This window comes from Rhodococcus sp. ARC_M5, assembly GCF_022810405.1.
In the GTDB taxonomy this organism is placed as follows: domain Bacteria; phylum Actinomycetota; class Actinomycetes; order Mycobacteriales; family Mycobacteriaceae; genus Rhodococcoides; species Rhodococcoides navarretei.
Map to the genome: position 1 here is coordinate 23148 of NZ_JALGQE010000002.1, position 14150 is coordinate 37297.

General features: G+C 64.7%; 17 protein-coding genes and 4 tRNA genes. 2 read left to right on the forward strand and 19 right to left on the reverse strand.

Annotated features, from left to right (window positions below):
• Positions 1-28: 28 nt before the first annotated feature.
• The 7 genes from MTX34_RS03365 to MTX34_RS03395 all read right to left on the reverse strand — a co-directional run bounded on the left by MTX34_RS03365 (position 29) and on the right by MTX34_RS03395 (position 2040).
• Positions 29-101 (reverse strand) — tRNA-Trp (locus MTX34_RS03365).
• A gap of 189 nt (positions 102-290) precedes the next feature.
• Positions 291-716 (reverse strand): (3R)-hydroxyacyl-ACP dehydratase subunit HadB, encoded by a 426-nt coding sequence (gene hadB / locus MTX34_RS03370; RefSeq protein ID WP_057475223.1) that lies wholly within the window; start codon positions 714-716, stop codon positions 291-293.
• Positions 703-1215, reverse strand: coding sequence for a (3R)-hydroxyacyl-ACP dehydratase subunit HadA (hadA, locus tag MTX34_RS03375; RefSeq protein WP_057475222.1), 513 nt, complete (start codon positions 1213-1215; stop codon positions 703-705). The genes hadB and hadA overlap by 14 nt, the downstream gene beginning before the upstream one ends.
• Before the next feature lie 137 nt (positions 1216-1352).
• Positions 1353-1520 carry a 50S ribosomal protein L33 gene (rpmG, locus tag MTX34_RS03380; RefSeq protein WP_027498281.1) on the reverse strand — a complete coding sequence of 56 codons (168 nt, stop codon included), beginning with the start codon at positions 1518-1520 and terminating at the stop codon, positions 1353-1355.
• A gap of 81 nt (positions 1521-1601) precedes the next feature.
• Positions 1602-1674, reverse strand: a tRNA-Met gene (locus MTX34_RS03385).
• Positions 1675-1736: 62 nt separating this feature from the next.
• A tRNA-Thr gene (locus tag MTX34_RS03390) sits at positions 1737-1809 on the reverse strand.
• 148 nt (positions 1810-1957) lie between these two features.
• Positions 1958-2040, reverse strand: a tRNA-Tyr gene (locus tag MTX34_RS03395).
• A 176-nt stretch (positions 2041-2216) separates the two neighbouring features.
• On the opposite strand from MTX34_RS03395, the gene MTX34_RS03400 reads away from it, so the two are divergent.
• Entirely contained in the window at positions 2217-2717 is a 501-nt protein-coding gene (locus MTX34_RS03400; protein ID WP_057475221.1) for a YajQ family cyclic di-GMP-binding protein, read from the forward strand.
• Positions 2718-2821: 104 nt separating this feature from the next.
• Here MTX34_RS03400 and htpX read toward each other — a convergent pair whose 3' ends face one another.
• The 8 genes from htpX to MTX34_RS03440 all read right to left on the reverse strand — a co-directional run bounded on the left by htpX (position 2822) and on the right by MTX34_RS03440 (position 9900).
• Positions 2822-3691, reverse strand: a complete 870-nt coding sequence (gene htpX / locus MTX34_RS03405) for a zinc metalloprotease HtpX (RefSeq protein WP_082520718.1) — start codon at positions 3689-3691, stop codon at positions 2822-2824.
• 83 nt (positions 3692-3774) lie between these two features.
• Positions 3775-4794, reverse strand: a complete 1020-nt coding sequence (locus MTX34_RS03410) for a polyprenyl synthetase family protein (protein ID WP_243608470.1) — start codon at positions 4792-4794, stop codon at positions 3775-3777.
• A gap of 126 nt (positions 4795-4920) precedes the next feature.
• On the reverse strand, positions 4921-5778 hold the full coding sequence (locus MTX34_RS03415; RefSeq protein WP_243608471.1) for a MurR/RpiR family transcriptional regulator: 858 nt from the start codon (positions 5776-5778) through the stop codon (positions 4921-4923).
• Between the two features lie 7 nt (positions 5779-5785).
• Complete coding sequence (phnE, locus tag MTX34_RS03420; protein WP_243608472.1) at positions 5786-6622, reverse strand: phosphonate ABC transporter, permease protein PhnE; 837 nt, start codon at positions 6620-6622, stop codon at positions 5786-5788.
• Positions 6619-7413, reverse strand: a complete 795-nt coding sequence (gene phnE, locus MTX34_RS03425; protein ID WP_243608473.1) for a phosphonate ABC transporter, permease protein PhnE — start codon at positions 7411-7413, stop codon at positions 6619-6621. Before phnE (MTX34_RS03425) ends, phnE (MTX34_RS03420) begins: the two co-directional genes overlap by 4 nt.
• On the reverse strand, positions 7410-8198 hold the full coding sequence (gene phnC / locus MTX34_RS03430; protein ID WP_243608474.1) for a phosphonate ABC transporter ATP-binding protein: 789 nt from the start codon (positions 8196-8198) through the stop codon (positions 7410-7412). The genes phnE (MTX34_RS03425) and phnC overlap by 4 nt, the downstream gene beginning before the upstream one ends.
• Before the next feature lie 5 nt (positions 8199-8203).
• Positions 8204-9217 carry a phosphate/phosphite/phosphonate ABC transporter substrate-binding protein gene (gene phnD / locus MTX34_RS03435; protein WP_243608475.1) on the reverse strand — a complete coding sequence of 338 codons (1014 nt, stop codon included), beginning with the start codon at positions 9215-9217 and terminating at the stop codon, positions 8204-8206.
• Positions 9214-9900: an HAD family hydrolase gene (locus MTX34_RS03440; protein WP_243608476.1), complete on the reverse strand. Its 687-nt coding sequence runs from the start codon at positions 9898-9900 to the stop codon at positions 9214-9216. Before MTX34_RS03440 ends, phnD begins: the two co-directional genes overlap by 4 nt.
• A 126-nt stretch (positions 9901-10026) precedes the next feature.
• Here MTX34_RS03440 and MTX34_RS03445 point away from each other — a divergent pair, with 126 nt between their 5' ends.
• The gene (locus MTX34_RS03445; RefSeq protein ID WP_243608477.1) at positions 10027-11274 is read left to right on the forward strand and encodes a geranylgeranyl reductase family protein; all 1248 of its coding nucleotides are present in this window, start codon (positions 10027-10029) and stop codon (positions 11272-11274) included.
• 45 nt (positions 11275-11319) lie between these two features.
• On the opposite strand, the gene MTX34_RS03450 is transcribed toward MTX34_RS03445, so the two are convergent.
• From MTX34_RS03450 to MTX34_RS03465, 4 genes are all read right to left on the reverse strand, one after another.
• Entirely contained in the window at positions 11320-12015 is a 696-nt protein-coding gene (locus MTX34_RS03450) for a demethylmenaquinone methyltransferase (RefSeq protein WP_243608478.1), read from the reverse strand.
• 14 nt (positions 12016-12029) lie between these two features.
• Positions 12030-13169: a glycosyltransferase family 1 protein gene (locus MTX34_RS03455; protein WP_200936474.1), complete on the reverse strand. Its 1140-nt coding sequence runs from the start codon at positions 13167-13169 to the stop codon at positions 12030-12032.
• A gap of 63 nt (positions 13170-13232) precedes the next feature.
• Entirely contained in the window at positions 13233-13658 is a 426-nt protein-coding gene (locus MTX34_RS03460; RefSeq protein ID WP_243608479.1) for a glutaredoxin domain-containing protein, read from the reverse strand.
• Positions 13651-14112, reverse strand: a complete 462-nt coding sequence (locus MTX34_RS03465; protein WP_243608480.1) for a DUF3592 domain-containing protein — start codon at positions 14110-14112, stop codon at positions 13651-13653. Before MTX34_RS03465 ends, MTX34_RS03460 begins: the two co-directional genes overlap by 8 nt.
• Between the last annotated feature and the right edge of the window lie 38 nt (positions 14113-14150).

Consider the following 14150-nt stretch of genomic DNA (forward strand, 5'->3'; position numbering starts at 1 on the left):
CGTTCCTCTCAGTTGCTGACACCTTGGGCAGGGGCGACAGGACTTGAACCTGCAACCTACGGTTTTGGAGACCGTTGCTCTACCAATTGAGCTACGCCCCTTCGGCCGAAACTTCTCAGCCGCTCTGGTGTCCATCCGACTCACACGCACGAACCCACGTAACCTCGGGAAGAGGACGCGGGCAGCGCAGAGCGCCGGATTACCCCAGAAATCTCAGTGTACTGCACACTCTTCGGAACAGATAAATCCCGTCGTCCCGGCCACGAACTGCTTCTGCCGGATCGACATGCTCAGGCCAAACGTACCGTTGCGGTAGCTCGCCCGAAAATCTTCTTGCCCTCGAACTTCGCCACGATGGCAATCACGGCAGTTCGCTCCTCGGCGTCCATCGTCTTGATCTTGCCGGTGAACTCGACCTGCGCCGCCGAATCCGCCGGGACGAACACCGAGCTGGTGAAGCGCACGTTGTACTCGGTGACCGCACCCGGATCGCCGAGCCATGACGTGACGAAACCGGCACCGAGGCCCATCGTCAGCATGCCGTGCGCGATCACGTTGTCCAATCCGGCCAGCGCGACAACCTCGTCACTCCAGTGGATCGGGTTGGGATCGCCGGACACACCTGCGTAGTTCACCAGGTCGCCGCGGGTCAAGGACACGACTCGCTCGGGCAGCTCCTCGCCGACGGACACGTCGTCGAAACTACGAAGCGCCATGCCTGATCACTTCCTTGACCGCATGGGCGATGTTCTCGTCGATCTCCCCGCCGGTCCGCGCCACGATGGTCGTCCACGTGGTCTGTACGAGATCACCGTTCTGGTCGGTGATGATGTTCTTCGTGGTCATGATGTCGCTGCCGCTCATCTGCCGGAAGGACTCGAGGTACACGTCGCAGAAGATTCGATCGCCGACCTGAATCGGGCGATGGAATTCCAGTCGTTGGTCGGTCTGCAGAATCTGGCTCGGGTCGTAACCGGTGATGACCTCTTGCAGCATCCGGGTCTGCGCACTGATTCCGAGCAGGGAAATGAAGGTCAAGGGCGCGAGGAGACCGTCGTAACCGAGGCCCTTCGCTGCGTCCTCGTCGTGATGCGCGGGATGAAAATCCTGGACGGCACGCGCGTATTCACGAACCTTCTCGCGGCCGACCTCGTAGAAGTCGTCGACGCGGAAATGAGAACCGACCATGGACGCCGCGTGTGCGGATGCATCCATGGTCGGGACATCGTGTGGAGCTTGTGACACGGAAAACCTTTTCTACCCTGGACGCAAGAGCCGTTAGGGGGAGAAAATGTGACCTAACGCCGGGCGCCGACTAGAGATCGGAACTGCGAACCAGCGAGCCGTGCAATCTAGCGAGATTCGCGGTGAGCCCGGTGCGTTCCGCAGTTGGAGCAGAACTTCTTCAGCTCGATGCGGTCGGGGTCGTTCCGACGGTTCTTCTTGGTGATGTAGTTGCGGTGCTTGCAAACCTCGCAGGCCAAGGTGATCTTGGGCCGCACATCGGTGGAGGAGGCCACTGGACGCCTACTTTCGGGTAAATCTGATCTGGGTCAATCAGGACTGTTCATGGGTGCTACTGGTCGTGCTTGCCTACTGTGTAGCGGTGACCGGACTTGAACCGGCGACGCAACGATTATGAGTCGTTTGCTCTACCAACTGAGCTACACCGCCTCAGGTGCTCATCGTCTACCATCCCACGTGAGGAACTCGACGTCGAGCAATCCAATCCAGCGAGCCCCCTAACGGAATCGAACCGTTGACCTTTTCCTTACCATGGAAACGCTCTACCGACTGAGCTAAGGGGGCGGGATCAGCACTCGCATGCCGTGCGCTGAAGCCTCCAAGAGGTTACACATTCCGAGCGCCCAGTACCAAATTACGTGGTCAGCGGCCCATGCATGTCCTCTTCACATGGAAACCCCAGCGAGAGAAACACTCGCCGGGGTTCCAGGTGTGGCAGATGTAGGATTCGAACCTACGTAGGCATAAGCCGACGGATTTACAGTCCGCTCCCATTGGCCGCTCGGGCAATCTGCCGTGCTGCGATCGAAGCTCGTACTGCTCTTCGGCGCGGTGAGAAGAATACAACGAACGTCCCCCCGGAACGCAAACCGGGTGGATACGGTCGGTAGCGGGCCGATAAAGTCCCTGCAGGATGTGGTCCGACACCATCGCCACATCAAATATTTCGATTCGACTGGAGAGTGTGAGAAGTGGCTGATTCGTCCTTCGACGTAGTGAGCAAAGTCGACCGCCAGGAAGTGGACAACGCTCTGGGACAGGCCGCGAAGGAGCTGGCGACCCGCTTCGACTTCCGCGGATCCGACACCAGCATCGAATGGTCCGGTAGCGGCGAGGCGGAGACCATCGTCATCACGTCCGAATCCGAGGAGAAGGTCAAAGCGGCCCTGGACGTGTTCAAGGAAAAGCTGATCCGCCGCGACGTCTCGCTCAAGGCGTTCGAGACCAACGATCCTGCCGCGTCGGGCAAGGTCTACAAGGTCACCGGCAAGCTCGTCCAGGGCATCAGCACCGAGAACGCCAAGAAGATCTCGAAGAAGATCCGCGACGACGGCCCCAAGGGCGTCAAAGCGCAGATCCAGGGCGACGAGCTGCGCGTGAGCAGCAAGAAGCGCGACGACCTCCAGGCGATCCAACAGTTGCTCAAGAGCGAGGACTTCGGAATCGCCTTGCAGTTCGTCAACTACCGATAGAGCGGCTCCTCACCTGGGTCGTTCCGCAGGCTCCACTCCTGCGCCGCACGTGAGTACAACTTCGTAGCAGGGGTCGAAGTTTCGTTCACGTGCGGCGCAGCCGCTCAATACGGCCGGTGGCCGGCCATCCGTTCGAGTCGCTCGATGCGGTCGGCCATCGGCGGGTGGGTGGCGAAGAGCGCACCCGCCTTGTCGCCGAGCCGGAACGGATTGGCGATCATCAGATGTGACTCTGCCGCCAGCCGCGGCTCCGGTGGCAGCGGTGCCAGCTGCACTCCCTGCTCGAGCTTGCGGAGCGCCGAGGCCAGCGCCAACGGATCGCCGGTCAGCTCGGCCCCGGACTGGTCGGCTTGGTACTCACGCGAGCGGGAGACCGCGAGGCGAACCAGGCTGGCCGCAATGGGTCCCAGCATCGACACCAGCAGCAGCGCGAGCGGGTTCGGTCCCCCGTTGCCGCGTCCGCCGAAGACATTGGCGAAGAACGCCAGGTTGGCCAGACCCGAGATGACCGACGCCATCGCACCCGCAACCGACGAGATCAGGATGTCGCGGTTGTAGACGTGCGACAGCTCGTGGCCGAGCACCGCGCGCAGTTCCCGCTCGTCGAGGATTCGCAGAATGCCCTCGGTGCAGCACACGGCTGCGTTGCGTGGGTTTCGCCCGGTGGCGAAAGCGTTGGGATTGTTGGTGGGGCTCACGTACAGCGCGGGCATCGGCTGATGAGCGGCCGTAGCCAACTCGCGCACGATGCGATACATCGCCGGCTGCTCGAGCTCGGTCACCGGCACCGCATGCATCGACCGCAAGGCCATCTTCGCGCTGTTGAAATACGCGTAGCCGTTCACGCCCACGGCCAAGACGACGGACCCGATCAGAATCATCGAATTGCCGAACAACGAGCCGATGAAAACGATGAGTGCGGACATCCCGACCAGCAGGCCGAAAGTCTTCGCGCCGTTCGCGTAACTGTTCACTGTTACTGGTGCCTCCTCGTACCGGGTGTTCCTACCCGATTCAACGAAAACACCAGGACCTGCAGTTCCCGCCTGGAGGGTCGCTAGCCGACGCGTTCGACGGTGTAGTTCACCAACCGTCCGAGCGCATCGTTGGCCGGTCCCTGCGGCAGCTGCGCGAGCTCTGCATGAGCCCGAGCTGCGAATTCGCCGAGCGTCTTCTTGGCCGAGACCATTCCCGGCGAGCGCTGCAACAGCTCGAGGGCCTCGGTGACGAGCGCGTCCTCGGTGACCGGGCCGGCCAGGATCTCGCGCAGCCGATCGCCGTCGGCACCTTCTTCGCGGAGCGCGAACAGCACCGGCAGAGTGTGTACACCCTCGCGAAGGTCGGTGCCGGGGGTCTTGCCGGACTGCTCGGTGGCCGAGGAGATGTCGATGATGTCGTCGGAGATCTGGAACGCGGTGCCGACGGCGTCACCGAGGCGCTCGAGGCGTCCCACGTGCTCGGCGTCGCCCCCACTGAACGTTCCACCGAAGCGTCCACACGAGGCGATGAGCGATCCGGTCTTCTCCCACACGACCTTCAGGTAGTGCGCGACGGGATCCTCGGTGCCCTTGGCTCCGATCGTCTCGCGCATCTGACCGGTGACCAGCTCGGCGAACGTCTCGGCGATGATCCGAACGGCGTCGGGACCGAGGGTGGACACCAGCCTCGACGCGTGCGCGAACAGGTAGTCGCCCGCGAGAATCGCCACACTGTTGCCCCAGCGTGAGTTCGCGCTCTCCGCACCTCGGCGCATCGACGCCTCGTCCATGACGTCGTCGTGATAGAGCGTGGCGAGGTGAACCAGTTCGACGACCGTGGCGGCGGTGACGATCGCAGGATCGGTCGGCGACGGCCCGAGCTGGCCGGTGAGCACCGTGAACAGGGGCCGGAAGCGTTTTCCGCCGGCCTTGGCCAGGTGCAGCGCGGCCTCGGTCAGGAACTCTTCTCCATCGGAGAGTTCGCTGATCATCAGCTCTTCGACGCGTGCGAGGCCGTCGGCGACGGATCGCGCGAGCTCAGGGTCACCCAGGTCGACTCCGGCAACGACCGTTGCTACGGCAGCGTCGTCTGTACTCACGATGTTGGTCCCTGTCCTGTCGTCGACATGCCGGCGGGAGCAGCAACTGCGCTACTGCTCGCCTTCTACCGTAGTGAACCTAGCGTGCACACAGGTGCGACGGTGTCACCGACCACAGGTGACGCTTCACTCACCCAGGTTGCCGGAAATGACTTCGAGGGTCGCGGCCATCGCCGCCGACGCCTTGTCCCCCAATGCGTCGGTCAGCGCCGCCATCAGTCCCTCCAGCAGGATCACGTGCGGAATCCGGCTGGTGACGGCGAGTTCACGCTGGAAACTGAGATCTCGCATGCCCACCACCAGGGCTATGTCCGACGCGGCCGCCAGAGTCGACCGGGCGAACGACGTCACCGACACCACGGTGGCCCCGCGCTCCCGAGCGGCCTGCGCGGCCTTGGTCGACGCGCTCGTCGCGCCCGATCCGCTGATGATCAGGGCGACGTCACGGTCGGTGAGAAGCCGAACGGCAACCTGTTGGGCAATGGAGTCGGTGGGTGCGTGCGAGCGCAGACCCAGAGACCGCATCCGGGAATCGGTATCGGCGGCCAGCGCAGCCGAGAGCCCGTTTCCGATGACCACGATCGACTCGGCACCGGCGAGGGTGGACACGGCGCGCGTGACGTCCTCGTTGGTGAGTAGAGCCGTCATCGCCGCGATGGACTCTCCGACGTGGGCGAAGGTCTCGGTGACGATCGCGAACGGGCCGTCAGCCGAACGTTCCTGGGTGGGCAGGGCGCGCGCCGCGTCGCGCGCGAGCAGCACCCGGAGTTGCTGATACCCGCCGAAGCCGAGACTCTGGCAGGTGCGGACCACCGACGCCCGCGATGCGCCTGCTGCATCGGCCACCTGCTGCGAGGACATCTCGACGATGTCGGCGGGACGTTCGAGAAAGACTTCGGCGACGGCCCGCTCGGCCGGCAGCAACGAGGGAATGATCGATCTGATGTGCGGGACGACTCCACCCGGCGCGAGATCCATGCTCATATCTTGCTCATATCGTTCTGTGCCGGCCCCAGTGTCCGTCGATGATGCGGCGACGCACCCGCCCGGAGATCTGATCGATGATCACAGTGATGACCACGACGACGATCAGCAGCATGCCCACCGCACCCCACTGCCGGTACTGCACGTTGTCGACCAGCATGCTGCCGATTCCGCCTGCACCGATCAGACCCAGGATGGCCGACGCCCGAACGTTGATCTCGAAGCGATAGAGCCAGAACGCGAACACCTCGGGGGCGACGTCGGTCCACAGTCCCCACCGCACGATCTGCGCCGTAGAACCTCCAGCGGCCCGGGCCGCTTCGATCGGCCCCTTCTCGGCACCTTCGATGGCCTCGTATCCCCACTTGCCGAGGGTGCCCACCGAGCCGATGGCGATGGCGAGCGCTCCGGTGAACGCGGTGAGCCCGGTGACCGACAGGATGAGAATCGCGATGACGACCTCCGGCACCGCCCTGATGACGGCGAACACCACACGCAGCGGCCACCGCAGCCAGAGCGGCCCGATGTTCGCGGCCGCGAGGAAGCTGAGCGGAAACGACACGATGATGCCGAGCACCGTTCCGAACCACGCCATCTGCACCGATTCGATGGTGGCCGAGACGGCCTTGCCCAGCGCGGAGACGTCGGGCGGCACGAACATCAGCCCTGCGTAGCGCACCAGGTTCTGCGGTAGCTCCAGCAGCCTGTCCCAGCGAATCTCGATGCCGTACAACGACAGTGCGAACAGTGCGACGATGCCGGCCCACACCGCGGTGCGCAGGGGGTTGCGCGGTTTCCGCGGCCGAGCCGGGGTGACGCGTGCGGTGCGGTCGATGACGCTCATCCGACCAACTTTCGACGGGCCCAGGACGAGATCAGTTCCAGCACCAGGACGATGACGAGAATCTCGAGGATGATGAGGCTGAGTTGGTGATACTTGTAGAAGGTGCGGACGTTGTCGATGAGCATGCCGAGGCCTCCTGCACCGACGAGCCCGATGACCGCCGAGGCGCGGACGTTCAGCTCCAACGTGTAGAGACTCTGCGAGACGAACGCCGGAAAGATCTGCGGCGCAACAGCACTCCGATCGGCCGCGATCCAGGTGCCGCCGGCAGCGAGGGCCGCTTCCTGCGGACCACGATCGACGGAGTCCAGTGCCTCGGAGACGAGCTTGACGATGATGCCGACGTTGAACAGGATCAGCGCCAGAATTCCCGACAGCGCTCCGGTGCCGACCACCGCGACCAACACCGCCGCGTACAGCAGATCCGGCACTGCGCGTACGACATTCATGATTCCGCGCACGGCCATCAGCAACGGTCGATTCGGGTTGGTGACATGCGAGGCCGCAAAACTGAGCGGGAGGGAGATCGCGGCTCCGATCGCCGTCGCGATGACAGCCATCTGCAGCGTCTCGAGGATCGCATCGACGGTCTCGGGGAAAAACCAGTAGTCGGGTTGCATCAGCTGAACGAGCTTGCCGGTCGCATTGCCCCAGTTGTCGATGATGTCGCCCAGGTCGACACCGATGCCGATCCCGGCCCAGATCGTGATGACGGCGATGACGGCAAGGACAACAACGGTTTTCCAGGCCGAACGCGGTTTCGCCGGCCTGGTTGCGAGCGGCGTGATCACAGCTCTGCCTTGGCTTCCAGGACGTCCTCGGCGGTGAGCGAGCGTCCGTAGATACTCTCGAACACCGATTCGTCGGCGTCGCGGCCATGGCCGTCGAACACGACCTTCCCGTCCCGCAGCCCGATCAGCCGGTCGCCGTAGCGTCTGGCAAGATCGAGAAAGTGCAGATTGACGACGACCGTGATGCCGAGATCGGCGTTGATGCGTTGCAGATCCCGCATGACGACGTGCGAGGTCGGCGGATCGAGCGAGGCCACCGGTTCGTCCGCGAGGATCACCCGCGGCCCTTGCGCCAATGCTCGCGCGATGGCGACCCGCTGCTGCTGACCACCGGAGAGCGACGACGCCTTCTCGTAGGCCTTGCCGACGATCTCGACACGTTCGAGGGCCTGCATTCCCAGCTCGGTGTCCTCGGCCGACCACGCACCGAGCAGCGTTCGCCACATCGGCGAGCTGTGCAGTCGTCCCATCATCACGTTGTTCAACACGCTGGTGCGCTTGGCGAGGTTGAAGCCCTGAAAGATCATTCCGATGTCGCCGCGCAGATCCCGTAACCCCTTGCTGCTGAGGTTGTTCACAGCGCGATCACCGACCGTCACAGTGCCGGAGGTGACCGGAACGAGGCCGTTGATGGTGCGAATCAGTGTGGACTTTCCTGCGCCCGACAATCCGACGACGGCAACCATCTGGCCCGCTGGAATCTCCAGCGTCACGCCGTCGAGCGCGGCATGGCCGCCCGCATAGGTGACCGAGACGTTGTCGAATGCGATGCTGTCGCCGCTCATCCGAGTCAGTTCCCCAGGCCGATGGAGTCCGCCTCGGTCTGCGCCTGCTGCAGCGCGGCGGGATCGGCCTTGTCGAGCCCGGTGATCTGATAGATCGCCGTCAGGGCATCGACACCCTCGGGGGTGGACGCGTAATCCTCCATCGCGTCCGAGATGCGCTGCTGCAGATCAGGGCTGAGCGAACTGCTGATCGAGACACCGTCGTTGGGGATCTCGTTGGTCAGCGCGAAGACCACCAGATTCTTCGCCACATCGGGGGTGTCCTTCACGACGGTCTCGCGGGCGTCCCAGAACGACACACCCACCTCGTCGTCGCCATTGTTCACCGACAGCACTGCCGCCGGGTGCGAGGTGACCTGCGTCAGGTCGAGGTCGGTGGTCGAGTCGATGCCCGCAGCCTTCAGGGCGGCGGAGGGGAAGACGAATCCGGCCGAGGACGCGGACTGCAGCATGACGGTTTTTGCGTCCTTCATCTTGCTCAGCGAGTCGAGTCCTGCTGGGCCCGTGCCACCTTCGGTGCCGTTGCAATACAGCAAGCCGTTGGCTCCGGTGACGGGAGCGTCGTCGCAGTACTTGTCGGGGTTGTTGGTGTAGAACTGCGCCGCATACGTGGTCTTGCCCTTGCGGACGGTCTGCAGAGCCGGCTCGGCGCCGTACTTGTTGCAGGCCTGCACCATCTGCAGCGGCGGCAGCATGCCGATCTGCGCCTGGTTCGCACCGATGGCCTCCACCGCTGCCTGGTAGTCCTGGGTGATGACGCCGCGGACGGGGATGTCGAGGCGCTCGGTCAGCGCGTCCTGCAACGGCTTGACGGTCTCGACGAGCTTGTTCGCGTCACCCGAGGGAACGAGGGCCAGCGTCAGCTCGGACGGGTCGGCCGCATCTGCAGCACTGGACCCGGTGCAGGGCGACGCAGCCGAGGACTCGGTGGTGGACTCGTCGCGGGCACCGCATCCGGCCAACGAGGCGGTGAGCAGTCCGGTGGCTACCACCGCGAGCAAGGGTGTACGAATTCTCATGACTGTCCTTCGTGAGTGAGTGCGAATGCTGCTGGATCGGTGGACCATTCGAGGAGTGCGTCGTACATGACCGGAAACGTCGAGGCGCAGAATGTCGCCTCGGGCCGAGGATGACCGTGACGGTCGATGTAGGCGGTGACGGCACCGCGACGATGCGCGGCGTCGAGATCGTTGCGCCAGATGTCGCCGACGCTGGCCAGTTCATGCGGTGACCGCGTGTCCAGCAATGAGCCCACCAGCTCGGGCATCTTCTCGGGCTTACCTGCATCGGTGAACACACGGTCCATGCGCCCGATCAGGCCGAGACGCTCGAGGGTTTCCACCACGCCACGCTGTGGGGCATTGGTGGCCAGGACCACCTCGGCCGAGACACGACCGAGGAAGTCCTCGAGGCCGGCGGGAGCCCATACTTCGAGCTCTCCCGTCGCCAGGCGTTCACGGGAGTGTGCGTACGCAGCGGCGAGGGCGGCAGCATCGACGCCCACCGACAGCTGCTGAACGGCGGAGTAGCCATCCACGAACTCCCCCGCTCCGGTTTCCAAGAAAGCCGTCAACCCGGCGCGCAGCGTGTCGGCAGAGGCCGCGTCGAGAGAGTCGGCAACAGCGTCGGCGTACGCCCACACTGGGTCGTCTCCGAGGCAGACGGTGCCGTCGAAGTCGAGAAGGAGGATCGGTCGGTGCACGTGGGAGACGCTAGACCCGCCATGAACGATCCGTCCATAGATTTTGAATCTATGAAACAAGCGTTCACACGGCGTTAACCGGAGGCCCTCGCCGCACGCCTGCGCAAAATCGGGATACTGGAGTGTGTGAGCACTCCCCCGCAGTCCCCTCCCACCTCGACCGACGTCCTGGTCGTGGGTGCGGGCCCAGCAGGATCGTCCGCAGCGGCGTGGGCAGCGCGATCCGGCCGCGACGTCGTCCTCGTCGACGCAGCGGTCTTTCCTCGCGACAAGACCTGCGGCGATGGCCTGACGCCTCGCGCCGTCGCCGAACTCGATCAGCTCGGCCTCGGCGAATGGGTGCGCGGTAAAGCGCGAAATCGCGGTCTGCGGTTGAGCGGATTCGGCCAGGAACTGCAGCTCGAGTGGCCGAGCAAATCCCTGCCGACCGTCGGAAGTGCCGTACCCCGAACCGAATTGGACGATCGCATTCGCACTGTCGCCGTCGAATCCGGGGCGGTCATGGCCGAGGGGTCGAAGGCCGTTGCCGTCGCCCGTGAGGGCAACGCCGTCCGATCGGTGACTCTGCAGACCGTTACGGGAACACACGAAATCTCCTGCCGCACACTGATCGTCGCCGACGGCGTCCGCTCCACCCTGGGCAAACAACTCGGCCGGCAGTGGCATCGGGACACCGCGTTCGGCGTCGCGGCTCGCGCATACATCACCTCGGGACGCAGCGACGACGAGTGGATCAGCTCGCACCTCGAATTGCGTGACGCCGCAGGCACTCTGCAGCCCGGTTACGGCTGGGTCTTCCCGCTGAACGACGGGAACATCAACATCGGCGTCGGCACGCTCGCCACCGCCACGAGACCGGCAACCGGCGCGTTGCGGCCGCTGCTCGACCTCTACACCGAGCAGCGGCGTCCAGAATGGGCGTTGACAGGCGAGCTGCGCGCGGTGGCGTCGGCGCTGCTACCGATGGGCGGAGCGGTCTCCGGCGTCGCGGGTACCAACTGGGCCATCATCGGCGACGCCGCAGCGTGCGTGAACCCACTCAACGGCGAAGGCATCGACTACGGACTCGAAGGTGGCCGCATGGTCGTCGACCTGCTCGATCACCCCGACCTCACAGAAGCCTGGCCCACCCTGCTGCGCGAGCACTACGGACAGGCGTTCTCCATCGCGCGACGACTCGCCGGCCTGTTGACAGTGCCGAGATTCCTGCCCGCAGCGGGACCGGTGGGCATGCGCTCGCGGGCACTGATGAAGGTTGCCGTTCGCTGCATGGGCAACCTGATCACCGAAGCCGACAGCGACCTCGTGGCCCGCACCTGGCGGGCATCGGGAACCGGGTCACTGAAAATCGATTCCCGGCCGCCGTTTTCGTGATTGCTCGCTCCGCGGGCTCCGCTCGCGCCTTTTCCGTGAACCGTTCTACGGTCGAATTGCCTTGTGCAGCGCCACGATTCCGCCGGTAAGGTTGCGCCATTGTACGTCGGTCCAGCCGGCGTCGGCGATGCGCTGGGCCAATTGCTCTTGCGTCGGCCAGGCCCGGATCGACTCCGCGAGGTAGACGTAGGCATCGGGGTTACTGCTCACGGTGCGAGCGACTTTCGGCAACGCCTTCATCAGGTACTCCATGTACACGGTGCGGAACGGGCCGAACACCGGAGTGGAGAATTCCGACACCACGAGGCGTCCACCCGGCTTGGTGACGCGGGCGATCTCGCGCAGCCCGGCATCGAAATCCGAGACGTTGCGGAGGCCGAACGAGATGGTGGCGGCATCGAAGCTCGCGTCGGCGTAGGGCAGTGCCATGGCATCACCGGCAACCATCGGCACGCCGCGTTGCAGCCCGGCTTGCAGCATGCCCTTGGAGAAGTCGGTGGCCACGCACCAGGCTCCGCTGAGGCCGAGTTCGACCGTCGAGACGCCGGTGCCCGCGGCAAGGTCCAGTACTCGCTCACCCGGTTTCAGGTCCAGGGCTCGCCGCGTCAGCTTGCGCCAACTACGATCCTGCCCGAACGACAGAACCGTGTTGGTGATGTCGTATCGCCGAGCGACGCCGTCGAACATCGACGCCACCTCGTGGGGCTCTTTTGCCAGGGTTGCGCGTGATGTCTGGGCCACGAGGTCCAGACTACTCAAGCAATCTTTTGTATCCGCGGTGCTGTGATGCCTTGCACGTCGTAGTAATGGGAGATCAGCTCGTCGCAGATGGCCGGCCAGGTGCGGTGTAGAACCGACTTGCGGGCGGCGTCGCCGAAACGGGCGCGGGTGACGGGCTCGGCGAGGGCTCCGACTGCGCTCGGCAGCAATTCGGTGAACTTGTCGACCGGCAGCAGATAGCCGTTGCGGCAGTGCGAGATCAGATCGCGCGGGCCGCCGGCGTCCGGTCCGATGACGGGCACTCCGCTGGCAAGTGCTTCCTGCACTGCCTGGCAGAAGGTTTCGTGTTCGCCTGGATGCACGAAGATGTCGAAGCTGGCATAGGCCTGTGCGAGTTCGGCTCCGCCGAGTTGGCCGGTGAAGATGGCGTTCGGCATCAGCGCCTGCAAGGTTGCCGTGTCGGGTCCGCCGCCGACGATCACCAGCTGGATCGACGGATCCGTGGCCAGGACGGCAAGCCGCTCGACGTGCTTCTCGGGGGCGAGCCTGCCGACGAAGCCGACGATCAGTTTGTCTCCGGCTCCCCACTGGGTTCTGAGCGTCTGCGACTTGGCAGAGGGTGCGAAGCGGACCGCGTCCACTCCCCTGGCCCACCGATGGACGCGCGGGATGCCGTGCAGCTCCAAGGCGTCGACGGCGGAGGTGGACGGTGCCAGGGTGCGGGCCGCGCCGCGGTGCAGTCTCCTGGTCCAGCGCCACGCCGCCTTCGAGGTCAGGCCCAGGCCATAACTGGCGGCGAAACCGGCGACATCGGTCTGGTAGACGGCAACTGCGGGCACGTCCAACCGGTTGGCGGCGGCCAGGCCGCCGGCTCCGAGCAGGAACGGCGAGGCCAGATGTACGACGTCGGGGGCGAATTCGCGCAAGGCCGACACCATCCCGAGTCCGGGCACCCCGACGGGCAACGAGCTCACCTTCGGAACCATCACGGACGGCACCCGATACACCGGAACGTTGTCGTGCCACGTTTCGGCCTTCGGGCCGGACGGATTGTCCGGGGCGATGACGATGGCATCGTGCCCGGTCCTGTCGAGGTGTTCGAGGACACGGATCACCGAGTGGGTGACGCCGTTCATGTTGGGTAAGAACGATTCCGCAACGATGGCTACTCGCACGGTCCTCAGTGTGGGCGGCCTCGCCGTCGACCAGGTATGGACAACGTTACGTGTGGGCCAACGTCACACGAATTGCGTGATCACCCACGACGGATCGGGGTTGGTGCGGTGCTCGGACGGGGCGAACACCGTCGGGACCGTCTCGTTGCCGTAGTTGACCGACCGGACCCGCGCTGCCGCTGCCGGATCCTGACGGATGCTCGTCCACACTGCTTTCTTCCCGCGCAGCAACAGGGCCACCCGCAGCCGCAGGCAGAAGATGCATCCCGGCCGCCAGTAGATCAACGGAACGGACCGGTCCGCGGCGAGCACTCGTGAAGCATCGTCGGACAGAGAACGCGGATACAGCACCGGAGTCGTCAGAACGAGCAGGAACACCACGACAAGCACCATCACGACGATCGAGGACGCGATGTTGCCGAAGTTCACCAACGCGAACCCGGCCACTGCGGCGAGAGCGGCGATGACCCACTGCTTGGCATTACGCATATTCGGCCTCCTTGCGCTGTGTCTCCTTGCGACGGAGCCAGAACAATACGGGCCCCGCGATGAGCCAGGTAACGACGATGACCGATCCTGCCGGGACGATGGCGACGGTGGCGTCACGGCCGGCGACCCGCACCAGCAGCTCGACGTCGTCGGGTTCGGCCTTGTAGTACTCCACCTCGATGCGCTGGCCCGCGACGAGGTTGGTGGGATACAGGACGCCGAGCGCCGGGTTGTGCGTCACGCCGTCCGGAGTGATGAAGCTGACGGCCGACCGCAACTTGCCCGCCGACAGCACCTCGGCGGTGGCGGTGCCCTTGTCGGAATCGATGGTGACGTCGTTTCGCCACGCTCCGACCACCAGCAACACCGCCAACACCGAGATCGCGGTAGCGACCACGAGCACGATCAGCCGGGTCCTGCGCAGGGTTCGGCTGCCTCGGGCTGTGTCGGTCACTTCGACAGATTACTTCGCAGCCGATCGGGCTCGGCTCG

Bases quoted from the DNA above. Each gene is read 5' to 3' on its own strand.
- hadB (WP_057475223.1), bottom strand. From the start codon at position 716: ATGGCGCTTCGTAGTTTCGACGACGTGTCCGTCGGCGAGGAGCTGCCC.
- hadA (WP_057475222.1), bottom strand. From the start codon at position 1,215: ATGGATGCATCCGCACACGCGGCGTCCATGGTCGGTTCTCATTTCCGC.
- MTX34_RS03415 (WP_243608471.1), bottom strand. From the start codon at position 5,778: ATGAGCATGGATCTCGCGCCGGGTGGAGTCGTCCCGCACATCAGATCG.
- phnE (WP_243608472.1), bottom strand. From the start codon at position 6,622: ATGAGCGTCATCGACCGCACCGCACGCGTCACCCCGGCTCGGCCGCGG.
- phnC (WP_243608474.1), bottom strand. From the start codon at position 8,198: ATGAGCGGCGACAGCATCGCATTCGACAACGTCTCGGTCACCTATGCG.
- phnD (WP_243608475.1), bottom strand. From the start codon at position 9,217: ATGAGAATTCGTACACCCTTGCTCGCGGTGGTAGCCACCGGACTGCTC.
- MTX34_RS03460 (WP_243608479.1), bottom strand. From the start codon at position 13,658: ATGCGTAATGCCAAGCAGTGGGTCATCGCCGCTCTCGCCGCAGTGGCC.